24 protein-coding genes and 1 riboswitch are annotated in these 22,699 nt (G+C 72.2%); of the genes, 21 read left to right on the top strand and 3 right to left on the bottom strand.

The features are described 5' to 3' along the window. Window positions 1-53 precede the first annotated feature (53 nt). The 17 genes from AB0D32_RS21280 to gcvP all read left to right on the top strand — a co-directional run bounded on the left by AB0D32_RS21280 (window position 54) and on the right by gcvP (window position 16,783). Window positions 54-800, top strand: coding sequence for an SAM-dependent methyltransferase (locus tag AB0D32_RS21280; RefSeq protein ID WP_357092643.1), 747 nt, complete (start codon window positions 54-56; stop codon window positions 798-800). A gap of 245 nt (window positions 801-1,045) precedes the next feature. Next, window positions 1,046-2,224 (top strand): PP2C family protein-serine/threonine phosphatase, encoded by a 1,179-nt coding sequence (locus AB0D32_RS21275; RefSeq protein WP_357092640.1) that lies wholly within the window; start codon window positions 1,046-1,048, stop codon window positions 2,222-2,224. Between the two features lie 53 nt (window positions 2,225-2,277). After that, window positions 2,278-2,727 (top strand): MarR family transcriptional regulator, encoded by a 450-nt coding sequence (locus AB0D32_RS21270; RefSeq protein WP_357092636.1) that lies wholly within the window; start codon window positions 2,278-2,280, stop codon window positions 2,725-2,727. 381 nt (window positions 2,728-3,108) lie between these two features. Beyond that, window positions 3,109-3,687, top strand: coding sequence for a CDP-alcohol phosphatidyltransferase family protein (locus AB0D32_RS21265; protein WP_357092701.1), 579 nt, complete (start codon window positions 3,109-3,111; stop codon window positions 3,685-3,687). Further along, the gene (locus AB0D32_RS21260; protein ID WP_357092633.1) at window positions 3,684-4,628 is read left to right on the top strand and encodes a DUF881 domain-containing protein; all 945 of its coding nucleotides are present in this window, start codon (window positions 3,684-3,686) and stop codon (window positions 4,626-4,628) included. Before AB0D32_RS21265 ends, AB0D32_RS21260 begins: the two co-directional genes overlap by 4 nt. Then, entirely contained in the window at window positions 4,625-4,957 is a 333-nt protein-coding gene (locus tag AB0D32_RS21255; protein WP_089000302.1) for a small basic family protein, read from the top strand. The genes AB0D32_RS21260 and AB0D32_RS21255 overlap by 4 nt, the downstream gene beginning before the upstream one ends. Before the next feature lie 10 nt (window positions 4,958-4,967). Continuing rightward, on the top strand, window positions 4,968-5,912 hold the full coding sequence (locus AB0D32_RS21250) for a DUF881 domain-containing protein (RefSeq protein WP_357092629.1): 945 nt from the start codon (window positions 4,968-4,970) through the stop codon (window positions 5,910-5,912). Between the two features lie 54 nt (window positions 5,913-5,966). Continuing rightward, entirely contained in the window at window positions 5,967-6,347 is a 381-nt protein-coding gene (gene gcvH / locus AB0D32_RS21245) for a glycine cleavage system protein GcvH (RefSeq protein ID WP_357092626.1), read from the top strand. A gap of 215 nt (window positions 6,348-6,562) precedes the next feature. Then, window positions 6,563-7,015: an FHA domain-containing protein gene (locus AB0D32_RS21240; protein WP_089000305.1), complete on the top strand. Its 453-nt coding sequence runs from the start codon at window positions 6,563-6,565 to the stop codon at window positions 7,013-7,015. A 50-nt stretch (window positions 7,016-7,065) separates the two neighbouring features. Continuing rightward, window positions 7,066-7,767 carry a MerR family transcriptional regulator gene (locus AB0D32_RS21235; protein ID WP_357092698.1) on the top strand — a complete coding sequence of 234 codons (702 nt, stop codon included), beginning with the start codon at window positions 7,066-7,068 and terminating at the stop codon, window positions 7,765-7,767. Between the two features lie 176 nt (window positions 7,768-7,943). Continuing rightward, window positions 7,944-8,408: a bifunctional nuclease family protein gene (locus tag AB0D32_RS21230; protein ID WP_357092623.1), complete on the top strand. Its 465-nt coding sequence runs from the start codon at window positions 7,944-7,946 to the stop codon at window positions 8,406-8,408. Between the two features lie 188 nt (window positions 8,409-8,596). After that, window positions 8,597-9,181, top strand: coding sequence for a MerR family transcriptional regulator (locus tag AB0D32_RS21225; RefSeq protein ID WP_357092620.1), 585 nt, complete (start codon window positions 8,597-8,599; stop codon window positions 9,179-9,181). A gap of 414 nt (window positions 9,182-9,595) precedes the next feature. After that, window positions 9,596-10,783: a nitric oxide synthase oxygenase gene (locus AB0D32_RS21220; RefSeq protein ID WP_357092617.1), complete on the top strand. Its 1,188-nt coding sequence runs from the start codon at window positions 9,596-9,598 to the stop codon at window positions 10,781-10,783. 3 nt (window positions 10,784-10,786) lie between these two features. Next, entirely contained in the window at window positions 10,787-12,019 is a 1,233-nt protein-coding gene (locus AB0D32_RS21215) for a globin domain-containing protein (RefSeq protein ID WP_357092614.1), read from the top strand. Then, window positions 12,016-12,639 (top strand): hypothetical protein, encoded by a 624-nt coding sequence (locus tag AB0D32_RS21210; RefSeq protein ID WP_357092611.1) that lies wholly within the window; start codon window positions 12,016-12,018, stop codon window positions 12,637-12,639. The genes AB0D32_RS21215 and AB0D32_RS21210 overlap by 4 nt, the downstream gene beginning before the upstream one ends. A gap of 208 nt (window positions 12,640-12,847) precedes the next feature. After that, window positions 12,848-13,705, top strand: a complete 858-nt coding sequence (locus AB0D32_RS21205) for an NAD-dependent protein deacetylase (protein ID WP_357092609.1) — start codon at window positions 12,848-12,850, stop codon at window positions 13,703-13,705. A 46-nt stretch (window positions 13,706-13,751) separates the two neighbouring features. Continuing rightward, a riboswitch (glycine riboswitch) is annotated at window positions 13,752-13,850 on the top strand. Window positions 13,851-13,924: 74 nt separating this feature from the next. Beyond that, complete coding sequence (gene gcvP, locus AB0D32_RS21200; RefSeq protein WP_357092607.1) at window positions 13,925-16,783, top strand: aminomethyl-transferring glycine dehydrogenase; 2,859 nt, start codon at window positions 13,925-13,927, stop codon at window positions 16,781-16,783. A gap of 123 nt (window positions 16,784-16,906) precedes the next feature. Here gcvP and AB0D32_RS21195 read toward each other — a convergent pair whose 3' ends face one another. Next, the gene (locus AB0D32_RS21195; RefSeq protein ID WP_151456036.1) at window positions 16,907-17,107 is read right to left on the bottom strand and encodes a DUF5999 family protein; all 201 of its coding nucleotides are present in this window, start codon (window positions 17,105-17,107) and stop codon (window positions 16,907-16,909) included. Between the two features lie 97 nt (window positions 17,108-17,204). On the opposite strand from AB0D32_RS21195, the gene AB0D32_RS21190 reads away from it, so the two are divergent. Together AB0D32_RS21190 and AB0D32_RS21185 are read left to right on the top strand one after the other, a co-directional pair. Further along, on the top strand, window positions 17,205-18,428 hold the full coding sequence (locus AB0D32_RS21190) for a chorismate-binding protein (RefSeq protein ID WP_357092603.1): 1,224 nt from the start codon (window positions 17,205-17,207) through the stop codon (window positions 18,426-18,428). 210 nt (window positions 18,429-18,638) lie between these two features. Further along, a complete protein-coding gene (locus AB0D32_RS21185) occupies window positions 18,639-19,292 on the top strand; it encodes a dihydrofolate reductase family protein (RefSeq protein ID WP_357092600.1) in 654 nt (217 codons plus the stop codon). Between the two features lie 24 nt (window positions 19,293-19,316). Here the strand turns inward: AB0D32_RS21185 and pip are convergent, their stop codons facing one another. Next, window positions 19,317-20,276, bottom strand: coding sequence for a prolyl aminopeptidase (gene pip / locus AB0D32_RS21180; protein ID WP_357092597.1), 960 nt, complete (start codon window positions 20,274-20,276; stop codon window positions 19,317-19,319). Window positions 20,277-20,328: 52 nt separating this feature from the next. On the opposite strand from pip, the gene AB0D32_RS21175 reads away from it, so the two are divergent. Further along, window positions 20,329-20,811 carry a MarR family transcriptional regulator gene (locus AB0D32_RS21175; protein WP_357092594.1) on the top strand — a complete coding sequence of 161 codons (483 nt, stop codon included), beginning with the start codon at window positions 20,329-20,331 and terminating at the stop codon, window positions 20,809-20,811. 13 nt (window positions 20,812-20,824) lie between these two features. Here the strand turns inward: AB0D32_RS21175 and AB0D32_RS21170 are convergent, their stop codons facing one another. Continuing rightward, the gene (locus tag AB0D32_RS21170; RefSeq protein ID WP_357092591.1) at window positions 20,825-21,994 is read right to left on the bottom strand and encodes a serine hydrolase domain-containing protein; all 1,170 of its coding nucleotides are present in this window, start codon (window positions 21,992-21,994) and stop codon (window positions 20,825-20,827) included. Window positions 21,995-22,127: 133 nt separating this feature from the next. Here AB0D32_RS21170 and AB0D32_RS21165 point away from each other — a divergent pair, with 133 nt between their 5' ends. After that, window positions 22,128-22,643, top strand: a complete 516-nt coding sequence (locus AB0D32_RS21165; protein WP_357092695.1) for a hypothetical protein — start codon at window positions 22,128-22,130, stop codon at window positions 22,641-22,643. Window positions 22,644-22,699 lie beyond the last annotated feature (56 nt).

The following is a 22,699-nucleotide window of genomic DNA, read 5'->3' as shown; positions in this document are numbered from 1 at the left end:
CAGGCCAACCGGTGGGTACGCTGTCCACGGCCACCGGGGAGGGAGCGTCGTCGATGGTTGAGCCGGACCAGCCGAGCACCGCGCGAATGATCGATTTCTGGCTCGGCGGGGAGCACCACTTTCCGGTCGACGTGGCGGCCGCCCGCGCCTTCGAGCAGGCGTACGGGCCGTGCGCGCCGGTCTTCCGCGAGCTGCGCGCCTTTCTCGGCCGGGCCGTCCGGGCGATGACCGCGCAGGGGGTCGAGAGCTTCCTCGTCTTCGGCGCCGGGGTGCCCACCATGGGCAACGTGCACGAGGTCGCCCCGGAGGCCACCGTGCTCTACACCGACGTCGACCCGGTGACGATCCGTCTCGGTCAGCGCCTGCTGGCCGGCAGCGACCGGGCCGGCTACGGCTACGGCGACGCCACCGACATCGGCACGATCGACCGCGCCCAACTGCACCGGTTCGTGCCGGGGTGGGGCAGGAGACAGGTCGGCGTGGTCTTCCTGGGGCTGGCCGCGTTCCTGGACGACGAGACGCTGACCCGTACCCTCGACGAGCTCTACGAGGCGACCGCGCCGGGCAGCCTGCTCGCGGTCGACTTCGACACCGAGGAGCTGGCCGCTTTCCCCGAGGCCCTCGCGATGATGGGTCCGGCGTTCCGGATGCGCCCGCCGGCCGCCTTCGGGCCGCTGCTGGGCCGCTGGACGCCCACCGACGACGGCATCGTCGCGATCACCCGGTGGCGTCCGGACGGCCCGCCGGCGCAGGTGCCGGACGCCTTCCACGGCGGGATCGCCGTCCGCTCGGCGGCCTGAGCGGTCGCCCACCACAGCGCGGGCTTCCGTGCCTTCCGGGTGCTGCCGGCCGGATCCCTCCGCCGACGCTTCGCGCCCTGCCCCGGGCGAGCGGGCAGGGTGGGCGCCGCGCGCCCGTGCATTCCGCGCCGGCCCGACCCTGTGACGTGGCGTGACACCCCCTGGCGGTATGCCCGCCCGCCCGGGAGACGGGGGAGGGGGCTCCGTATGATGCTTGCCCTACAGCAAGCTTCCGGAGGATGATCATGTTGGAAGCACCGGGCCAGGTCTCGCGTGTGCTTCGTGCGGCCCCGCCCGACCAGGTGGTGGAGGCGGCAGACCGGGCCATCCGGTCCGTTCTGGGCGCCTCGCGGACGGACGTGTTCATCGCCGACTACCGGATCAGCGGACTCTGGCCGGTACTGGACGCGGCCCTCGCCGACGGCGCCTTCCTCGCCCACCACCACCTGGCGCAGCGCTGCTTCAGCAGCCAGCAGCCGGTGACCGACAGCGCCGACGCGGGCCGGTGCCGGCTCTACCTGCCGCTGTCGGTGTGGGGGGAGCGGTTGGGCGTGCTCCTCGTCGAGCTGCCCGGCCCGCCCGCCCCGGGCATCGTCGAGCGGGCCACGGACATCGCCGGCGAACTGGCCGTCGTGCTGCGCGCGGCGGACCGGGAGACCGACCGGTATCGCCGGCTGCGCCGGCGGGAGCGGCTCAGCATGGCCGCGGAGATGCAGTGGGAGCTGTTGCCGGGACGCGGCGTCAGCCACGCGTCGTTCGAGCTCGCCGGCCAGCTGGAACCGGCGTACACGGTGGGCGGGGACCACTTCGACTGGTCCGTGGACGACGACCGGCTCGCCGTGACGGTGCTCAACGGCGCCGGCGACGGGCTGGCGGCGGCGCTGCTGACCGCCGTCACCGTGAACGCGCTGCGCAACGCCCGGCGTTCCGGCGGCAGCCTCGTCGAGCAGGCCGAACTGGCCTCCGACACGGTCTACTACCAGCATCGCGGTCGCCGGTACGTGGCCACGCTGCTGCTCGAACTGGACACCACCACCGGCCGGGTGCGGGCGGTCGACGCCGGCTCCCCGCACCTGCTGCGGCTGCGCGGCGGCACGGTGACACCCATCAAGCTCGAACAGCAACTGCCGCTGGGCATGTTCGCGGACGCCCGTTACGACGTCCAGGAGTTCGACCTGGAGCCGGGGGACCGCCTCTTCGTGGTCAGCGACGGGGTGTGGGCCGCCGACCCCGGTGACCGCGGGGCGTACGGCGAACGGGCGATGGCGCGGGCGATGCGGTCCACGCGGCTGCAACCGCCGGCGGAGGCAGTTGGTACGGTGATGCGCGAACTGCACGCCTGGCACGCGGATGCCGATCTGCGCGACGACGCGGTCGTCGTCTGCCTGGACTGGCGTGGTTCCGCCGGGCGGGACGACGGGTGAGAGCCGTCGCCGCGACGGCAGGACAAGAGCGGGACGATCGCAGGGGACACCGGGTGGAGCGACCTCCGAATCTCGCCGCGGCGATCGACGCCGCCGCCGAGTCGCTCGTCGGTGTGCTCGACTCGGCGGTGTCCCGGCACCAGATGGCCGTCTCGCCGACCCAGCTGCGCGTGCTGTCGCTGATCACCGGACGGCCGGAGACCAACGTCAACGGCCTGGCCGAGCTGCTGGACGTCGTACCGTCCTCGGCGAGCCGGCTCTGCGACCGGTTGGAGGCGACCGGGCTGCTGCGCCGGGTGCCGGACCCCCGTGACCGGCGGGAGGTGCGGTTGGTGCCGACGGCCGCCGCCGAGTCGTTGCTGCGCGAGTTGCAGGAGCGCCGGCACCGGGCGGTGCAGGCCGTGCTGGACCGGATGCCGGGCCGGACGCAGCACGAGTTGCTGGTGGCGCTGCTGGCCTTCGAGCGGGCGGCCGCAGCCGACTCCTCGGTCCGCACGGCCTGACGGGGCATTCCCGTCATCGGTCCCGGCCGTCGCCGCATCGCTAGTATCCTAGGACGCTCTACGGGTGGTGACCCACCCCACACGGCCAAGCCGTCGTCGACGCCACGGCGGCCGCCTGAGCCCGGGGGCGAGCCGGACGGCCCGATATAGTGGCAGCGCAATCAGCCGGCCCGTGATCGTCACGATCGCGGGCCGTGTCAGGCGAGGGTCCCGTCCGGGACCGCAGGGGTGCCGGCGTCAGCCGGCCCGACAGCGCCCACGTTCTCCGCGCCGCCCGTCCTCGGCCGGGGCGGCGGAGCGTGCCGCGGAGGAGGTTCGGTGTCGCGTCCGCCGGCTCGGGAAGATCACCCCGGGGTCACCGCCGGCCCGAGCGGGTCGGCCGTGGGTGACCGGATCCTCACGCTGCCGAATCTCATCAGCTTCGTCCGGCTGCTCGGCGTGCCGCTGTTCCTCTACCTGCTGCTCGTCGCGCGCGCCGACGTGGCCGCGCTCGTGGTGCTGGCCATCGGCGGCACCACGGACTGGGTGGACGGCTGGGTCGCGCGCCGGATGCGTCAGGTCAGCCGGCTGGGGGAGCTGCTCGACCCGCTCGCCGACCGGCTCTACATCCTCGCCACCCTGCTCGGGTTCACCGCCCGGGACGTGGTGCCCTGGCAGTTCACCGCGGCGCTGCTGGCCCGGGAGCTGCTTCTGCTCGGTTCGCTGGCGGTGCTGCGCCGGCACGGGTACGGGCCGCCGCCGGTGCACTACGTCGGCAAGACCGCGACCTTCCTGTTGCTGGCAGCCTTCCCGGTCCTGCTGCTCGCCGCCGCGGTGCCGGGCGCCGAGACCGTGGCCGGTGCGATCGGCTGGGGCCTGGCCTGGTGGGGCCTGGTGCTCTACTGGGTGGCCGGCGCGCTCTACGTCGTGCAGGCCGGCCGCCTGGTCAGGGCGGTGCGGGCCGGGGGAGCGTCGGCATGACGGGCCCGGCGGGCGACGGCCGGGGACGCGGCGACCGGGTGTACGCCCCGGACTTCCTCACCGAGCTGTTCCGCAACCCGTTGGATCCGGGGTACGCCGACGCGGCGGCCCGACGCCGGGAGCGGCAGACTCCGCCTGCGGGGTGGCGGCACTGGTCGGTGCGCTCCGTGAGCCTGGTCGTGGCGGTGGCGTTGGGGTTCCTGTTCGCGGTGGCGTACCGGCAGACGCTGGAGGCCGAGCCGGGGCGCAGTCAGGCCCGCTCCGGCCTGGTGGAGCAGATCAAGCAGCGGGAGACCGAGACCGACCGGTTGTCGGTGCGGGCCGACGAGCTGCGGGCGGAGGTGGCGCGGCAGCGGGAGGCGGCGCTGGGGGGTTCGGAGGCGGCGCGGTTGCGCACCCTGGAGGCGGGCACCGGGCTGGGGCCGGTGCGCGGTGACGGTGTGGTGGTGCGCCTGGCGGACGCGCCGCAGAACCCGGATGCGGTGACCGGCGCGGACGTGGGTCCGTCCCGGGTGATCTACAGCGATCTGCAGGGTGTGGCCAACGACCTGTGGGCGGCGGGGGCGGAGGCGATCGCGATCAACGGTCAGCGGTTGACGGCGATGTCGACGATCCGTTCGGCGGGGCAGGCGATCCTGGTGGATTTCCGGCCGGTGAGCGGGCCGTACGAGGTGTCGGCGATCGGCCCGGGGTCGATGCGGGACCGGTACGAGGACAGCCGCAGCGCGTTGACGATGCGGAAGGTGGCTGAGGACACCGGGCTGTCGTTCGGGGTGCGCAAGGCCGAGGACCTCACGTTGCCGGCGGCTCCGGACCCGCGGCTACGCTACGCGCAGCCCTCGGTGAGTCCGACGCCGTCGCCGTCGGGGGCTGACCGTTCCGCCAGTCCTGGGCCGCCCGGTTCGAGGACGTCTCCCAGCCCCTCCGGAGGTGGTCGATGATCGCGGTGCTGGCGTTGCTCGCCGGTGTGGTACTCGGGGTGTGGCTCGACCCCACGGTTCCCACGGCGTTGCAGCCGTACCTGCCGATCGCGGTGGTGGCCGCGTTGGACGCGGTGTTCGGCGGGGTGCGGGCGAAGCTCGACCGGATCTTCGACGACAAGCAGTTCGTGGTGTCGTTCATCTCGAACGTGCTGGTGGCGGGGTTGATCGTGTACCTGGGTGACCAGCTTGGTGTGGGCGGTCAGCTCTCGACCGGTGTGGTGGTCGTGCTCGGGGTGCGGATCTTCGGAAACGTGGCGGCGATCCGTCGGCACCTGTTCCGGGCGTAGGTTGGTGGCGATGAGCAGCGACGAGCACACCGAGACGGGCACGGGTTGGCCGCAGCCGGCTGTTCCGGGCCGGCCGTCGGGTCCGGCGGGCGAGCCCGATCCGCGGCCGGACTCGCCGGATCCGGACGAGTTGAGCCCGTTGGCGCCGGAGCGTTCCGCGCCGTCTGCGGAGCCGGACGACGGCGCGACGGTGGATCTGAGCCGTGCTGCCGACGGGTCCGCCTCGTCGACGGCGGTCGGGGGCGGTGGGACGCGGTTGCGGGGGCTGAGTTCGGCCGGGGTGATGATCGCGGTGCTGCTGGCGTTGCTGGGGTTCACCCTGGTGGTGCAGTTCAAGTCGACGTCGACGGATCCGACGGTGGGGGCGACGCGGCAGGAGGACCTGGTCCGGATCCTGTACGACCTGAACTCGCGGGAGGTCCGGCTGCGGCAGGACATCGCGACGCTGGAGGAGAGCCAGCGGCAGTTGCGTTCGGGGCAGCAGGGGCGGCAGGCGGCGTTGGAGGAGGCGACGCGGCGGGCCGACGAGTTGGGCATCCTGGCGGGGACGTTGCCGGCGACGGGGCCGGGGCTGTCGGTGCGGTTCGAGGCGGGCGACAAGCCGATCTCGGCGTCGCGGGTGCTGGACGCGGTGCAGGAGTTGCGGGGTGCGGGCGCGGAGGCGATGCAGATCTCCGGTGGTGACCGGGCGACGGTGCGGATCATCGCGTCGACGTTCTTCCTGGACGGGGAGAACGGGTCGTTGGTGGTAGACGGGCGTCGGTTGACAGGTCCGTTCACGATCACGGTGATCGGTGATCCGGCGACGATGCGTACGGCCTTGAACATTCCCGGCGGGGTGGTGGCGTCGGTGACGGGTGACGGCGGTAAGTTGATCGTTGAGGATCGTGAGGCTGCCGAGGTTTCGGCGCTGCACGCGCCGATCAAGCTGGAACACGCCCGTCCGGTCTCCTGACCGGCGCGGCTCGCACCGGGTTTCCGGTGCGCCGATGGATGAAGGACGCGTCTGGTGATTCCTGAGGATCTGCGGTATACCGCCGAGCACGAGTGGGTGGCGGGTGACGGCGGTGGCACTGTCCGGGTCGGCATCACGCACTTCGCGCAGGACGCCCTGGGTGACATCGTGTACGTCCAGCTGCCCGATTCCGGTGCGGTGGTGGCGGCCGGTGAGTCGTTGGGTGAGATCGAGTCGACCAAGAGCGTGTCGGAGATCTACGCCCCGCTCAGCGGTACGGTGACGGCGCGCAACGAGGCGCTCGGTGACACCCCTGAGGTGATCAACACTGATCCGTACGGTGCGGGTTGGTTGGTGGAGATCCGCCTGGACGATCCGGCGGCGGTCGACGGCCTGCTGTCCGCGGACGCCTATCGTGAGCTCACTGAGAGCTGAGTGTGTCCGCTCCGGGCGCGGCGGGTGTTCCGCGCGTCCGGTTGCCCTGCATTTCGGCGCTGGCTAGGCTCGCCCAGTCGACCGAGAACCCAATAGTTGAGCGTTGCGGAATTGCCTTTCCGGGCACGGGGAGCCAGCCGCCGGGTGTTGGAGTGCCCGGCGGCCAGACCCGCCATTACCCCGACGCCGACCGAACAGATCCGTGAGGTGGTCCCATGACGCGCCCAGACGACGAGTTCCCCCCACTCGACGTCACTTCGACGCTCAATCTCGGTTCGCTCGACGAAGTGCTGGAGGGGCCGGACACCGATGTGGTGCCGAGCCGGATGTCCGGTTCGTTGCCGCCGGGTATGGCGCTGCTGGTGGTTCGCCGGGGTCCGAACGCGGGTGCCCGGTTCCTGTTGGATCACGATGTGACGACGAGTGGTCGTCACCCGGACAGTGACATCTTCCTCGACGACGTGACGGTGTCGCGGCGGCACGCCGAGTTCCACCGTGACGGTGGGACGTTCACGGTGCGGGACGTGGGGAGCCTGAACGGCACGTACGTGAACCGGGAGCGGGTCGAGGCGGCCACGTTGAGCAATGGTGACGAGGTGCAGATCGGCAAGTTCCGGGTGGTGTTCATCGCCGGTCCGCGCCCGGAGGAGGGGGCCGGCCGGGGGTGAACGAGCCTGCGGCCTCCACGCCGCCCGAGGCGGCCCGCACCGGACCGTTGATGAGTATCGGCGAGGTGCTGGGTCAGCTGCGGGCTGATTTCCCGGACGTGACCATTTCGAAGTTGCGGTTTCTCGAGGCCGAGGGTCTGGTGGAGCCGCAGCGGTCGGCGGCGGGTTACCGGAAGTACAGCTGGGACGATGTGGCGCGGTTGCGGTTCGTGTTGACCGCGCAGCGGGACCACTATCTGCCTTTGCGGGTGATTCGCGATCAGTTGGCGCAGTGGGACGCGTCCGGGGAGTCGCCGGGTCGGCAGCGGCCGACGTTGGTGGCGGTGGGTCCGGACGGTGAGGTTCCGGGGCGGGTGTCGGAGGAGCCGGCCGGGTCGCCGCAGGTGCGGCTCGGTCGGCTCGATCTGGTGGCGCGCAGTGGGATCGACGAGTCGACGCTGGGCGAGTTGGAGCGGCTCGGTGTGGTGGTGTCGGATCCGCCGGGTTGGTACGACGACGATGCGTTGATCATTGCGCGGGCGGTGGCGGGTCTGGCGGCGTACGGGTTGGAGCCGCGGCATCTGCGGGCGTTCCGGACGGCGGCTGATCGGGAGGTCGGTCTGTTCGCGCAGTTGGTGGCGCCGTTGGCGCGGCAGAGTGATCCGGCGGCGCGGGCGCGGGCGGCGGAGACGGCGCGGGAGTTGGTGGCGCTGTCGCAGCAGTTGCATGCCGCGTTGGTGCGGGTGGGGTTGCGGTCGACGTTGGGTCGGTGATCCGGCGGGGGCCGTGCGGAAAGATCTTCCCCGGGAAGCGTGTCGTAGGCTTGCCGGGGTAACCCCTTTCTGGCGCGGGCGTGTGCGGGTAGCGCATGGGACGGCCGTGTCGCGGTCCGTGTACCGTGCAGGGAAGGGCGCGGTGCGGCGTAGGTGACAACGACACGGAGGCGGCGGTGCGCGAGCTGAGCGTGGTCGGAGTTCGGGTGGAGCTGCCCAGCAACCAGCCGATCGTCCTGCTCAGGGAGGTCGAGGGGGACCGCTATCTGCCGATCTGGATCGGTGCGGTCGAGGCGACGGCGATCGCTTACGAGCAGCAGGGGGTCAAGCCGGCCCGGCCGCTGACCCATGATCTTCTGCGGGACGTGTTGGCGGCGTTGAAGGCGCCGTTGCAGGCGGTGGAGATCGTCGAGTTGAAGGAGAACGTCTTCTACGCCGATCTGTTGCTCGGTGACGGGGTGCGGGTGTCGGCCCGGCCGAGTGATTCCATCGCGTTGGCGTTGCGGGTCGGTGCGCCGATTCGTTGCGCTGAGGAGGTCCTCAGTGAGGCGGGGATCGTGATCCCGGACGAGCAGGAGGACGAGGTGGAGAAGTTCCGCGAGTTCCTGGATCAGGTGCGTCCGGAGGACTTCGCCGGCTGATTTCGGCCTTTGTCGGGATGTCACGTTCGGTGATGTCCTGGTGTTGTTGATGATCTTCGTCTGTCGTGCTGCGGCGTGTCGCGACGGTTCCTGCGGGGCGATTCCTGAAGGCGGCTATAGGGTTGCCGTGTCGAGGGGTGCACGTCCCGGAAGCGACGTGTCACCGCACTGGCGGGGAGGTTGTCCGGATGCACGAGCAGCGAGATCCCGATCCAGGTACGAAGCTGGACGAGCCGGGTGTGGTGCCGCCGGGTTGGGCGACTGAGGGTGACGGTGCTGTCGGGTACCGGGGTGTGACGGCCTGCCACGCGGTGGGGATCAGCTACCGCCAGTTGGATTACTGGGCGCGTACCGGGCTGGTGGTGCCGAGTGTGCGGGATGCTTCGGGTTCGGGCACGCAGCGGTTGTATTCGTTCCGGGACCTGGTGGTCCTGAAGGTGGTGAAGCGGCTGCTGGACGCCGGGGTGTCGTTGCAGAACATCCGCAAGGCGATCGAGGCGCTGCGCTCCCGTGGGGTGGAGGACCTGGCGGGCATCACGTTGATCTCCGACGGCACGACCGTGTATGAGTGCCGGTCGCCGGAGGAGGTGGTCGACCTGTTGCAGGGTGGCCAGGGTGTGTTCGGTATCGCGATCGGTGGGGCTTTCAAGGAGATTCAGGGTTCCCTGTCGCACCTGCCGTCGGAGCCGGCGACGTCGGCGGAGCCGCCGGTGGCGGCGGATCCGGTGGGTGACGAGTTGGCGGCGCGTCGGGCGCGGCGTCGGGCGGGCTGACCCGCCTGTCGGTCGGGGTTTTCCGGGCCTTTCCCGGGTCGAGTTGGTTTGAGTGCCGGCGGGTGTCGTCGGCGGGTGTCCGGTGTGGATTTGCCCTGCTCGGCGGTGGGTGACGGCCTGGTCCGGCGTGTCGGCCGGGTGTGCGGTGTGGCACCTCCCTGCCTATCGGCTTGTTGACACTTCTGTCGATCATGGCAATCCTGTGTGGGTCGTTCTGCGGTGTTCCGCACGGATTTCGCTGTCCGCGTTGTATTTGCGGCTGCGGGGCCGGTGTGCGGGACGACGCAGGAAACGGCGACGACGCCTGTCCCCGACGATCGGATTTGAACCGAAGTGCAGACGGACCTGGATGTCGGCGCGTTGGCGGCGGACGCCGGAGCGCGTGCCGCGCACGCAAGCGGGTCGGGGTGCCCCGTGACGCACCCGCCTGGCCCGCAGGCCCCGCCTGTCGGGGACGTGGCGGCGGAGGCGGTGGAGTTCCTGCACCTGTTCCACGAGGAGCGGCGGCTGCCGGGCGTGGCCGCGCGGGTGGCGCGGGTGCGGGAGGAGATCGCGGTGACCGGCACGTACCGGCACACCGGCGAGGAGTTGGCCTACGGGGCGAAGGTGGCCTGGCGGCAGTCGGCGCGTTGTGTGGGGCGGGTGCGGTGGGCCGGGTTGAAGGTTCGGGACCGGCGTGACGTGACGACGGTGGCGGGGATGGCGCAGGAGTTGGCGCGGCATCTGGCGTTGGCCGACAACGGTGGGCAGGTCCGGTCGGTGATGACGGTGTTCGCGCCGGACCGGCCGGGGGTGGGTCCGCGGGCGCGGATCTGGAACGACCAGTTGATCCGGTACTGCGGCTATCGGATGGGCGACGGGTCGGTGTGGGGTGATCCGGCGCAGGTGGCGATGACGGATGCGGCGCGGCGTCTGGGGTGGCATCCGCCGGCGGTGCCGGGCCGGTTCGATCTGCTGCCGTGGGTGCTGGAGACGGCGTACGAGGATCCGACGTTGGTGGAGGCGCCCCGGGATCTCGTACGGGAGGTGGCGCTGACGCATCCGGCGTATCCGTGGTTCGAGGAGTTGAGGTTGCGTTGGCACGCCCTGCCGGTGATCAGCAACATGCGGTTGCGGGTGGGTGGGGTCGACTACAGCTGTGCCCCGTTCAACGGGCACTACCTGGGTGACGAGATCGGCACCCGGAACATGGGTGACGGGGCCCGGTACGACCAGTTGTTGCCGGTGGCGCGGGGGTTGGGGTTGGACACCTCGCGGGAGGACACCCTGTGGCGGGAGCACGCGGTTCTGGTCATCAACCAGGCGGTGTTGCACTCGTTCCGGTCGGCGGGGGTGCGGGTGTCGGATCCGCACACGGAGTCGGAGTTGTTCCTGAGGTTCTGCGGGCAGGAGGAGCGGGCGGACCGGCCGGTGTACGGCGACTGGTCGTGGCTCAACGGCAGTGTGGGGTGGGCGGCGTTGCACGCGGTGCACCACCGCTACTACGACACCCGGGTGCCGAATCCGAACCTGTGGCAGACCGATCGTGTGTACGGTGCGGCGGACGTGGCTCCGATGACGCTGCGGGAGCGGCACGACGTGGCCCGTCGGGGGGAGGGCTGAGGCATGGACGTCGTGGCGTTGCGCCAGAGTTGGGCCCAGTTCTCCGTGGCCGGGCCGGCGGCGGCGAAGTATTTCTATGCGACGTTGTTCCTGATCGCGCCCGAGACGCGGGCGATGTTCCCGGCGAACATGCAGTACCAGCAGGACAAGCTGCTGGCGGCGTTGGGGCACATCGTCACCCACGTCGACGACGAGCGGGTGGTGACGGCGTTCGCGCAGCGGTTGGGTGCCGATCATCGGCGGTTCCAGGGTGAGGACGCGCAGGGCCGGCCGGTGCCGTTGGCGCAGTGCCACTACGTGTGGGTGGGGCAGGCGTTGCTGGCGACGTTGGAGCGGTTCCTGGGTCCACGGTGGACTCCGGGGCTGCGCGACGAGTGGGCCGCGGCGTACGAGTTGGTGACGCGGATGATGCTGACCGGTGCGGCGGAGGCGGAGCGGACGTCGCCGCCGTACTGGGAGGCGGAGGTCCTGGCGGTGTGGCGGAGGCGGGCCGACGTGTGTGTGTTCACGGTCCGTCCGAACTATCTGTGCGATTACCTGCCGGGGCAGTCGCTGCCGGTGCAGGTGCCGCAGTTGCGGACGTGGCGGTATCTGTCGCCGGCGAACGCGCCGCGCCCGGACGGGACGATCGAGTTCCATGTGCGGGCGACGGGCCGGTTCTCCACCCACCTGGTCCGGAAGCTGCGTGAGGGTGACCGGGTGCTGTTGGGCTTGCCGGTGGGCACGGCGTTGTCGTCGTACGACCGGTCGCCGGATGTGCCGTTGCTGCTGGTGGCGGGGGGCACGGGGCTGGCGCCGCTGCGGGCGGTGGTGGAGGCGTTGCGGCAGGGGCCGGGTCGGGCGACGACGCTGGTGGTGGGGGAGAGGACCCCGGACGACCTGTACGACGATCAGTCGTTGCGGGAGCTGGCGTCGACCCCGCCGGGGCGGTCGTGGCAGTCCGGTGGGGGCGGCGGGTGGCTGCGGTACGTGCCGACGGTGGAGTCGGGCTGGCAGTGGCAGGGGGCGGTCGGCACGGCCGGTGACACGGCGGTGCGGTTGGGGCCGTGGCGCGACACCGACGTGCTGGTGTGTGGCAGCGCGGAGATGAGCAGGGCGACGGTTGCCACGCTGACCGCGTCGGGGGTGCCGCCGGAGCGGATCCTGGTGGAGAGTTACGACCATTCCCTCTATCCTCCTCTGGCCGGCGGGGCTGTCGCCGTGCCGGACGACTTCAGTTGGACGGGTGCCCGATGAGCATCGATCACGGCGACCGGGTCGCCGATCCGCACGGTGGGCTGAGCCGGGCGGTGGGCGCGTTGGAGGCGCGCCGGTTCCGGGGCGGCTGGTGGTTGGCCGCCGACGAGGTCGCCGGCCTGGCCCGGTCGGCTGATGAGCGGGCGGTGTTGCTGGACGGTGAGGTGGACCGGCTGCGGCGGGAGAACGAGGGCCTGGCGCGGCAGGTGGAGATGTTGCGTCATGGCGCGTTGCCCAGCACCGCCCCGCAGGGCCCGGACCCGATGATGATCGAGTTGGCGGTGCGGGCGCAGGACGAGGCGAACCGGACGATCAGTGAGGCCAGCGCGGAGGGCGCGGAGATCATCGCTGAGGCGCGGCGGCAGGCCGACGAGATCCTCGCCGAGGCGCGGGCGTCGGCGCAGGTCGCCGGCCCGCAGGGGGTGCGGGGCGGGGAGTTGCCGCGGCAGGTGCGGGAGTTGGAGGAGCGGCACGCGGCGTTGGTGGCGGCGGTGGCGGCGGCCCAACAGCACCTGAGCCGGTGGCAGGCGTACCTGTCGGAGCAGTCCGAGCAGTTGCGGGCCGACGCGGCGGCGGCCGGGGCGGTAGGTGCGCAGTTGCGCGCCGTGCTCGGCGAGTAGCGGGGTCGGGGGTCAGCGCCGGTCGGCGGCGGCCCGGTCGACGGTGTTCCTTGCGGGCGGCGCCCGGCGGCGAAGAGGACCGCGTCGGCGCCGTGCAGGTGGTCGGCGAGTTCGTCGACGCCGACGTGTTCGAGGTCTGGGGGAGGGCTTCGGGACGCCGGCCGGTCGGTGTTCGCCGTCGGGTGGATGCCTGAGGCAGCATGGACGGGTGACGGAGACGGTCGACGCGTTGGCCGGCCTGGTGGCCGGCGGTGGTGTCGTGGTGTTGAGCGGGGCGGGCCTGTCCACCGAGTCGGGCATCCCGGACTACCGGGGGCCCAGTGGCGTGGCGCGGCGGCACACCCCCATGACGTACCAGGTGTTCACGCGCGACGCGCAGGCGCGGCGGCGCTACTGGGCGCGCAGCCACCTGGGGTGGCGGGTGATCGCGCGGGCGGCCCCGAACGAGGGGCACCGGGCGGTGGCGCGGCTGCAACAGGGTGGGCTGGTCGACGGGATCATCACGCAGAACGTGGACGGGCTGCACACCGTCGCGGGCAGCACCGGGGTGGTGGAGTTGCACGGGCGTCTCGACGAGGTGGTGTGCCTGGGCTGCGGTAACCAGACGTCACGGGAGGAGTTGGACCGGCGGCTGCGGGAGGCGAACCCGACCTTCGACGCGCGGGTCGCGGCGGTCAACCCGGACGGTGACGTGGATCTCGCCGACGACGAGGTGGCCCGGTTCCGTACGGTCGACTGCACGTTCTGCCGGGGCGGCATGCTGAAGCCGGACGTGGTGTTCTTCGGCGAGACGGTGCCGGCGCAGCGGGTGGCCCGCTGTTTCGGCCTGGTGGCGCGGGCGCGGCTGCTGCTGGTGCTGGGGTCGTCGTTGACGGTGCTGTCGGGTCGACGGTTCGTGCTGCGTGCGGCGAAGCTGGGCATTCCGGTGGTGATCGTCAACCAGGGGCCGACCCGGGGGGACGGGTGTGCGGTGTTGACGGTCGACGCGCCGCTGGGCCGGCTGCTGCCGGCGCTGGCCGACCGGGTGGCGGGTGCGGCGGTCGGTGCGTGCGGCGGGCGGGGGTAGGACCTTCGGTGGGCAGGCCGGCGCTGGTAGCGTTGACCATGCCGGTAGTACCCACGTGGGAGAGACCGCCCAGCAGCATCTCGGGCGGCGCCGAAGGGGCAAATCCTCCCCGGAACCTCTCAGGCAAAAGGACCTCGTGGGCAGGCACTGTGGAGCGCCTCGCGGGCGCGACAGAGGGGGAGGCCGACCTGTCGACCTCGCCCCCCGGGAGCGCCGCCCATGACCACAGAGCAGTTCGCCGCCCGCCACATCGGCCCCGATCCGGACGACGAGCGCCGGATGCTGGAGGCTGTCGGCTACGGCTCGATCGAGGAGCTGATGGACGCGGCGATCCCCGAGGTGATCCGCTGGCACGGCACCCTGGATCTGCCGGAGCCGGCCAGCGAGCACGACGCCCTCGCCGAGCTGCGGGCCCTGGCGGCCCGTAACACCGTCGCGGTGTCCATGATCGGTCTGGGCTACCACGGCACGCACACTCCGCCGGTGATCCGCCGTAACGTGCTGGAGGACCCGGCCTGGTACACGGCGTACACGCCGTACCAGCCGGAGATCAGCCAGGGGCGGCTGGAGGCGTTGCTGAACTTCCAGACGATGGTCACCGACCTGACCGGGCTGGCCACCGCGAACGCGTCGATGCTCGACGAGGGCACCGCCGCGGCCGAGGCGATGACCCTGGCGCGCCGCGCGTCGAAGAGCCGCAGCGCGGTGTACGTCGTCGACGCCGACACCCTGCCGCAGACCATCGCGGTGATCAGCAGCCGGGCGGAGCCGCTCGGTATCGACGTGCGGGTCGTCGACGTCGCGCGCGACGGGTTGCCGGCGGAGTTCTTCGGCCTGCACCTGCAGTACCCGGGGGCGTCCGGGGCGGTGCGTGAGCAGGCAGGCCTGGTGGAGGCGGCGCACGCCGTCGGGGCGCTGGTCACCGTCGCGGCGGACCTGCTGGCCCTGACGCTGCTGCGCCCGCCGGGGGAGATCGGCGCGGACATCGCCGCCGGCACCACCCAGCGCTTCGGCGTACCGATGGGCTTCGGTGGGCCGCACGCCGGCTACCTGGCGGTACGGGCGGGGCTGGAGCGGATGCTGCCCGGCCGGCTGGTCGGGGTGTCGCGCGACGCGGCCGGCAATCCGGCGTACCGGCTGGCGTTGCAGACCCGTGAGCAGCACATCCGGCGGGAGAAGGCGACCAGCAACATCTGCACCGCGCAGGTGCTGCTCGCCGTGATGGCGGGCATGTACGCCGTCTACCACGGCCCGGACGGGCTGCGGGAGATCGCCCGGCGTACCCATGACATGGCGGCGCGGTTGGCGGCGACGCTGCGGGGTGTGGACGGCGTCGAGGTGGTGCACGACGCGTTCTTCGACACCGTCCTGGTGCGGGTTCCCGGCGGCGCCGAGACGGTCGTCTCCGACGCCGCCGCCCGGGGCGTGAACCTGCGGCTGGTCGACGCCGACCATGTGGGGGTGTCCTGCGACGAGACGACCACTCCCGCCCACCTGCGGAAGGTGTTCGACGCGTTCGGGGCCACCGTCGGCGGGCGGCCGGTGGAGGTTGCGCCGGCGTGGTGGGACGCGCCGGTGGAGGGCGCGGTGCCGGCGGCGCTGACCCGCACGTCGGACTTCCTCACCCACGCGGTGTTCCGCACCCACCATTCCGAGACGGCGATGCTGCGCTATCTGCGGCGGTTGTCGGACTTCGACTACGCCCTGGACCGGGGCATGATCCCGCTCGGGTCGTGCACGATGAAGCTCAACGCCACCACCGAGATGGAGCCGGTGAGCTGGCCGGAGTTCGCGCACGTGCACCCGTTCGCGCCGGACGCGCAGACCACCGGCTACCGGCAGATGATCGCCCAGTTGGAGGGGTGGCTGGCGGAGGTGACCGGCTACGACGCGGTCAGCGTGCAGCCCAACGCCGGCTCGCAGGGCGAGTTGGCGGGCCTGCTGGCGATCCGCGCCTACCACCGGGACCGGGGCGAGGGGCACCGGGACGTGTGCCTGATCCCGTCGTCGGCGCACGGCACCAACGCGGCGAGCGCGGTGATGGCCGGGATGCGGGTCGTCGTGGTGGGCTGCGACGACGGGGGCAACGTCGACCTGGTGGACCTCGACGCGAAGATCGACAAGCACCGGGACGCCCTCGCGGCGATCATGGTGACGTATCCGTCGACGCACGGGGTGTACGAGACGGGCGTCGCGTCGCTGTGCGCGAAGGTCCACGACGCGGGCGGTCAGGTGTACGTCGACGGGGCGAACCTGAACGCGCTGGTCGGGTTCGCCAAGCCGGGCAAGTTCGGGGCGGACGTGTCGCACCTGAACCTGCACAAGACGTTCTGCATTCCGCACGGCGGCGGCGGGCCGGGGGTGGGTCCGGTGGCGGTGCGGTCGCACCTGGCGCCGTTCCTGCCGGGTGACCCGCTGGGCGCGCACGTCGACGGTCGGCCGGCGATCTCGGCGGCCCGGTACGGGTCGGCGGGGATCCTGCCGATTCCGTGGGCGTACCTGCGGATGATGGGTGCGGCGGGGCTGGTCCGGGCCACCGGGGTGGCGGTGCTGGCGGCGAACTACGTGGCGGCGCGGCTGCGCGGGCACTTCCCGGTGCTGTACGCGGGCAACAAGGGCCTGGTGGCGCACGAGTGCATCCTGGATTTGCGTCCGTTGACGAAGGCGACCGGGGTGAGCGTGGACGACGTGGCGAAGCGGCTGATCGACTACGGGTTCCACGCGCCGACGATGTCGTTCCCGGTGGCGGGGACGCTGATGGTGGAGCCCACCGAGAGCGAGGACCTGGCCGAGCTGGACCGGTTCTGCGATGCGATGATCGCCATTCGGGCGGAGGTCGACGCGGTGGGGTCGGGGCAGTGGCCGGCGGGCGACAATCCGCTCGCCAACGCCCCGCACACGGCGGCGATGGTGTCGGCTGACGAGTGGGCGCACCCGTATCCGCGGTCGGTGGGCGCGTACCCGGGCGGGGTGGACCGGGCCGGGAAGTACTGGCCGCCGGTGCGGCGGATCGACGGCGCCTACGGCGACCGGAACCTGGTGTGTTCCTGCCCGGCGCCGGAGGCGTTCGAGAGCTGACGTCGCGTGACGCCGGGGCGGTCCGTGGTGCCGCCCCGGCGGTGCGTCGACCTGGGCGGGGGTGTCCCGACCGGGGACTGGCCTGGATCGACGAGACAAAAACGTGTTACGGAGGGTGACAGGTTAGGCGACGAGGGCGTGTCGGGCCGGGCCGCGGTGCGGGGCGATGCTGCTGCCGTCGGGGAGTAGTTCGCCGGTGTCCTCGAAGACGATGACACCGTTGCAGAGCAGGCTCCAGCCCTGCTCAGGGAAGCAGGCGAGGACTCGGGCGGCGTCCCGGTCGGTCGCTTCGGCGGAGGGGCAGGTGGGTTGGTGCTGGCACATCGGGTTCTCCGGACTGTGGGGGCACTGTGTCATGGTTCACATGACCCAGTGACGCACAGTACCAAGCGAAAGTGGCTGGCATCGAGCAGGTATACGCATGGTTTATGGGAAATCCACTGAACGGATGAGGGAGAATGGGCCAGATGGCGTGGAAGCGCTCCCAGGGCTAGGGGTCGATACGCCGGGAGCGCCGCCCGGCTGCCGCCGTACGCTCGTCGAGTGGGCCCGGTGGCAGTGGTGGCCCACCGACGGCGGGGACCCGGCGGCGGGCGCCGAGGAGTTCCTCGCGGCGTACGGCCTGCCGCTGCACGACCTGGCCCGCCCCGCCCCCCGCCACGATGCGACCGGGGTGTGCGGGGCCGCCCTCTACGTCTCCGCCGCCGCCGGCGCGGCCCTGGTCGGCGCGCCGGCCGGCGCGGCCAACCCGGCGCCCGCGCTGCCGGAGGTCGCCGTGGTCGTCTACGGCCACGGCCCGGCCGTCCCGCCGCCGACCGACCAACCCCGGGCGCACTGGTGGCGGGGCGACTGGGCGGAGAGCTGGACGCCCCGCCAGCACGCCGACGCCGTGACGGCGGTCCGCGCGGCGATCAGCCGCGGCGACGTCTACCAGGTCAACCTCGTCGGCCACGCCGCCGCCCACTACACCGGCGACCCGCTGCCGGCCCTGGCCCGGCTGGCCGCGCTGCCCGGCGCCCGCTACGGCGGCACCCTCACCGGGGCGGGCTGGGCGATCGGCTGCGCCAGCCCGGAGACGCTGGTGGAGCTGGCCGACGGACGGTTGATCACCAGGCCGATCAAGGGCACCCGCCCGGCCACCGCCGCCGGCCGCGTCGCGCTGCTCGCCTCGGCCAAGGAACGCGCCGAGCACGTGATGATCGTCGACCTGGAACGCAACGACCTGGCCCGCGTCGCCCGCACCGGCAGCGTGCGGGTCGACGAACTGTTCGCCGTACGCCGGTGGTGCGACCTGTGGCAGGCGGAGTCGACGGTGTCCGCGGCGGTCGCCGACGGGCTCGGCCTGGCGGACCTGCTGCGCGCGGTCTGCCCCGGCGGCTCGGTCACCGGCGCCCCGAAGCTCGCCGCGCTGGACCGGATCGCCGCGCTCGAGCCGGTCGGTCGGGGCGCCGGCATGGGCGCGCTCGGCTGGGTCGCTCCTGGGCGCATCGACCTGGGGTTGACCATCCGCACCGCGGCCGTGGACGCCGACCGGGTGCACGTGTGGGCGGGCGGGGGCATCACCTGGGGCAGTGACCCCGACGCCGAGGTCGCCGAGGCGGCCGCGAAGACCGCCCCGGTGCGCGCCGCGCTCGCCAGCCGCTGAACGGGCGCCAGACCGACCGGCCCGGCGGCACCTTTCTCGGCCTTCTCCGACGGTCGGGTCCCTTCCACAGGGCCTCACCGACAATAAAGTCTGTCTTGACAGGAAAATATATCGGCGGGAGCATGTTCCTCGTTGAAGGAGCGGGGCCGGCGTCGCGCTGCCGGTCTTCGCCAGCGCCGCACCAGCGGTGCCGTAGACAGGGAGACGGCCATGCAGATCAGCGTCCACACCTTCGTCAGCCTCGACGGCGTCATGCAGGGACCGGGCGGGGCCGAGGAGGACACCAGCAACGGCTTCACCCGCGGCGGGTGGCTCGTGCCCCACAGCGAGGACGGTCAGCTCGACGCCGTCGACGGCTGGTTCCGGCAGGCCGACGCCTTCCTGCTGGGGCGCCGCACCTTCGAGATGATGCGCGGCTACTGGTCACAGGTCACCGACCCCGACAACCTCGTGGCCACCGCCCTCAACACCTGGCCGAAGTACGTCGCCAGCAACACCCTCTCCGACGCCGACGCGGCCTGGGCGAACACCACCGTGCTGCGCGGCGACGTCGTCGCGCAGGTGCGCCAGCTCAAGGAGCGGGCGGGCGGCGAGCTCCAGGTGCACGGCAGCTGGCAGTTGGCGCGCACCCTGCACGACGCGGGACTCGTCGACACCTACCGGTTGCCCCAGTTCCCCGTCGTCGTCGGCGAGGGCAAGCGCCTGTTCGCCGACGGCGCGACCCCGGCGTCCTACCGGATCACCGACTCGACCGTGGCCGGCGGGGGTGCGGGGGCAGTCGCGCTGACCCTGCGCCGGACCGGGTTCGGCTCCACGGCCGCGGGCGAGTTCGTCGTACGCGGTGGCCGCGAGGCCGTGGCGTGAGATTGGCAGCCATGGGGCCGGCCGTCAGCGGCGGCCGGCGAAGTCGTCCAGCGCCGCCACGACCCGCTCGGCCATTCCGTTGCCGGATCCGTGCCCGGCGGCGTCCAGCAGTTCCAGGCGGGCGTCGGGCCACGCCTGCGCCAGCCGCCACGCGGTGTCCGACGGGCTGCTGATGTCGAGCCTGCCGTGCAGCAGCACCCCGGGGATGCCGGCCAGCCGCCCCGCCTCGCGCAGCAGCTGCCCCTCCGGCAGGAAGCACCCGTGCCGCCAGTAGTGGGTGACCAGCCGGGTCATCGCCATCCGGAACACCGGGTCGTCGTAGCGGGGGTCGGGCCGGTGCCCGGGGGCGGTGGCGACGTGGGTGTCCTCCCAGTCGCACCAGTCCCGCGCCGCCCGGTGGCGCACCGCCGGGTCCGGGTCGGCCAGCAGCCGGGCGTACGCGTCGGCCAGGTCGCCGTCGCGGTCGGCCGGCGGCACGCCGTCACGGAAGCGGGCCCACTCGGCCGGGAACACCCGCCCCATCTCCCGCGTGATCCACTCGATCTCCCGTCGGGTGCCGGCGGTGACGCTGAACAGCACCAGTTCACTGACCCGCTGCGGGTGTCGCTGCGCGTACGCCAGGCCGAGGGAGGAGCCCCAGGAGGCGCCGAGCACCAGCCAGCGGTCCACGCCGAGGTGTTCGCGCAGCAGTTCGACGTCGGCGATCAGATGGTCGGTGGTGTTGGTGGACAGGTCCACGTCCGGGTCGGCGGCGTGCGGGGTGCTACGGCCGCAGCCCCGCTGGTCGAACAGGAGCATCCGGTAGCGGGCCGGGTCGAAGAAGGTCCGCCAGCCGGGCCCGCAGCCGGAGCCGGGCCCGCCGTGCAGCACGACGGCTGGCTTGCCGTCCGGGTTGCCGCAGGTCTCCCAGTACACGAGCTGGCCGTCACCCACGTCGAGCATCCCGTGCGCGTCCGGCTCGACCAGGGGGTACCGCTCCGCCATCGTCCTCTCCTCCCGCTCCACACCAATGCAACAGCGCTGTTACATTAGCGGGGTGGCAGACACACCGGAACGGGAGGCACTGGGAACGTTGCTGCGGCACGTCCTCGACGTGCTCGACGGCGACGTCGCCGCCGTCTACGCCGAACGGGGGCTGGCCGACTACCGGCCCCGGTTCTCGCCGCCGCTGCGGGTGCTGGTCGCCGACGGGCCGCTGCCCATCCGGGACCTGGCCCGCCGGGTCGGCGTGACCCACTCGGCGGCCAGCCAGACCGTCGCCCAGATGGCCCGCGCCGGCCTGGTCGAGCTGACCCCCGGCGCGGACGCCCGGCAGCGCATCGTGCACCTGACCGACCGGGCCCGCGAGCTGCTGCCGCTGATCGAGGCGGAGTGGGCGGCGACGACCGCAGCGATACGCGAACTGGACGCGGAGCTGCCCGTGCCGCTGGGCGACCTGCTGTACGAGGTGCTCGCCGCGACGCGCCGCCGACCGATGCGTCAACGCATCGCCGACGCGGGCCTGCCGCCGCCGACCTGAGCCACCCGGCCGGTCACGCCGCGCTCCGTACGGCGCGCACCAGGCCGGCGACGCGATGGTCGGGATCCGAACCCGTGTGCAACCGGTTCAGCACGTAACCGAAGGCGATGCCGCTGGCGGGGTCGGCGTAGCCGAGGAATCCACCGTGCCCGGCGTGGCCGAAGGACGTGGGGGTCCGCCAGGGCAGGCCCTCCGGCGGTAGTCCGAAGCCGAGGGCGGGCCGGGTGGGCAGGTGCAGGATCCGGTCGAGGCCACTGGCCTGCTCGGTGACGGCGGTGGCCAGTGTCGACTCGTCGAGGATGCGGTGGCCGTCGACGTCTCCGATCAGCGCGGCGTAGAAGCGTGCCAGCGCCCGCGCCGTGCAGATCCCGTTGACGGCGGGAATCTCGGCGGTCCGCAGGTCGGCACGGTTGAGGTCCATCGGCTCGCCGGTGGGCAGGAGGGCGCGCATGGTCAGCGACGTCGGATCGGTGTAGGCGGCCGTCAGCTCGCGCAACTCTTCGGGCACCGCGTCCAGGTCGACGTCGGCCTGCTGCGCAGCGGCCGGCGGTTCGACGATCCGGCTCACCCGGGGCAGTTCGGCCTCCGGCAGTCCGATCCAGAAATCCAGGCCCAACGGCGCGGCGATCTCCTGGGCGAAGAAGTTGCCGAGGCTGCGGCCGGACACCCGCCGGACCACTTCACCGACCAGCCAGCCGAAGGTCAGGCCGTGGTAGCCGTGAGCGCTGCCCGGCACCCAGGCGGGGGCCTGCGCGGCCAGCGCGCTCACCACCGGATCCCAGGAAGTGACGTCCTGAAGGGTCACCGTCTTGTCCAGGGCGGGAAGTCCCGCCTGGTGCGACAGCAGCCACCGCACCGGTATGCGGCCCTTGCCGGCCGCGGCGAACTCGGGCCAGTAGTGCGCCACCGGCGCCTCCAGGTCCAGTTCGCCGCGTTGCGCCAGCAGGTGCGCGCAGGCCGCGGTGGCACTCTTCGTCGCCGAGTAGATCACCGCCAGGGTGTCCTCGCGCCAGGGGCGGCCGGTGTCGGCGTCGGCGGTGCCCGCCCACACGTCGACCACCGGGCGACCGTGGCGGTAGACGCACACCGCAGCCCCCACCTCGGCGTGCTGCTGGAAGTGCTGCTCGAACACCTCCCGTACGGACTCGAAGCCGGGTGACACCGAACCGTGAACCTCGAACATTTTGCCGCACCCTCGTCTCGCTGGTCGTGCGCTCAGTGGTGGAGGCGTCAGGCTAGCCGTATGGGTGAAGTCTGGCAATCCTTACCTCTCCTGTCAGGAGAGCCTGACGGTAGGGTACTGTGGTGGCATGGAGATCAAGCTCGACGACCTTCCAGGGCACGCCGGAGCCGTCGCCGTCCGGCTGCCTGACGGGTCACTGACCGTCACCGCCGACCGTCCCGCCGGGGCCGTCGGCATCCGCGCGCAGTGTTCGTGCGGGTGGTGTGGTCCCTGCGATCACCCGCCGAACGACACGGGCCACATGTCGGCGACCTCCGACTGGATCGCCCACATGAAGCCGCTGTGGGCCGCCGCGCCACCGGCATGGCTGGTGGCCCGTTCCGAGGCGCTGCGCGACAGCCTCGCAGAACTCGCCGCCGACTGGCCCCTGCAGGCGCTCGGCGTCCTTGCCCACGTCGAACGGTGGCACCAGGGCGTCACCGCACAGGCAGTCGCCGAAGCCAGGGCCGCGGGCAGGTCGTGGGCAGAGGTCGGCGCCGCTCTCGGCATCACGAAACAGTCCGCCCACGAACGATTCAGGGCCAGCGAGCAGAAACCTGCGCGACCAGGCGCTGCCGGCTCCACCGATCGGCACGGCTCGGGCCGTTGACCAGCGGCCCATGGCGCGGGACGGCTGGCCCCATCAGGTGATCCCGGCCCGGGCCA

The organism is Micromonospora sp. NPDC048170, from assembly GCF_040652795.1.
Classification (GTDB): Bacteria; Actinomycetota; Actinomycetes; order Mycobacteriales; family Micromonosporaceae; genus Micromonospora.
Note: the sequence above shows the minus strand (reverse complement) of the source record. Positions and strands in the feature narration are given on the sequence as shown.

Excerpts from the sequence above, each read along its gene's own strand:
- AB0D32_RS21280 (WP_357092643.1), top strand. The coding sequence starts at position 54 with ATGGTTGAGCCGGACCAGCCGAGCACCGCGCGAATGATCGATTTCTGG.
- AB0D32_RS21275 (WP_357092640.1), top strand. The coding sequence starts at position 1,046 with ATGTTGGAAGCACCGGGCCAGGTCTCGCGTGTGCTTCGTGCGGCCCCG.
- AB0D32_RS21260 (WP_357092633.1), top strand. The coding sequence starts at position 3,684 with ATGACGGGCCCGGCGGGCGACGGCCGGGGACGCGGCGACCGGGTGTAC.
- AB0D32_RS21255 (WP_089000302.1), top strand. The coding sequence starts at position 4,625 with ATGATCGCGGTGCTGGCGTTGCTCGCCGGTGTGGTACTCGGGGTGTGG.
- AB0D32_RS21250 (WP_357092629.1), top strand. The coding sequence starts at position 4,968 with ATGAGCAGCGACGAGCACACCGAGACGGGCACGGGTTGGCCGCAGCCG.
- AB0D32_RS21240 (WP_089000305.1), top strand. The coding sequence starts at position 6,563 with ATGACGCGCCCAGACGACGAGTTCCCCCCACTCGACGTCACTTCGACG.
- AB0D32_RS21235 (WP_357092698.1), top strand. The coding sequence starts at position 7,066 with ATGAGTATCGGCGAGGTGCTGGGTCAGCTGCGGGCTGATTTCCCGGAC.
- AB0D32_RS21225 (WP_357092620.1), top strand. The coding sequence starts at position 8,597 with ATGCACGAGCAGCGAGATCCCGATCCAGGTACGAAGCTGGACGAGCCG.
- AB0D32_RS21215 (WP_357092614.1), top strand. The coding sequence starts at position 10,787 with ATGGACGTCGTGGCGTTGCGCCAGAGTTGGGCCCAGTTCTCCGTGGCC.
- AB0D32_RS21210 (WP_357092611.1), top strand. The coding sequence starts at position 12,016 with ATGAGCATCGATCACGGCGACCGGGTCGCCGATCCGCACGGTGGGCTG.
- gcvP (WP_357092607.1), top strand. The coding sequence starts at position 13,925 with ATGACCACAGAGCAGTTCGCCGCCCGCCACATCGGCCCCGATCCGGAC.
- AB0D32_RS21195 (WP_151456036.1), bottom strand. The coding sequence starts at position 17,107 with ATGTGCCAGCACCAACCCACCTGCCCCTCCGCCGAAGCGACCGACCGG.
- AB0D32_RS21190 (WP_357092603.1), top strand. The coding sequence starts at position 17,205 with ATGGTTTATGGGAAATCCACTGAACGGATGAGGGAGAATGGGCCAGAT.
- AB0D32_RS21185 (WP_357092600.1), top strand. The coding sequence starts at position 18,639 with ATGCAGATCAGCGTCCACACCTTCGTCAGCCTCGACGGCGTCATGCAG.
- pip (WP_357092597.1), bottom strand. The coding sequence starts at position 20,276 with ATGGCGGAGCGGTACCCCCTGGTCGAGCCGGACGCGCACGGGATGCTC.
- AB0D32_RS21170 (WP_357092591.1), bottom strand. The coding sequence starts at position 21,994 with ATGTTCGAGGTTCACGGTTCGGTGTCACCCGGCTTCGAGTCCGTACGG.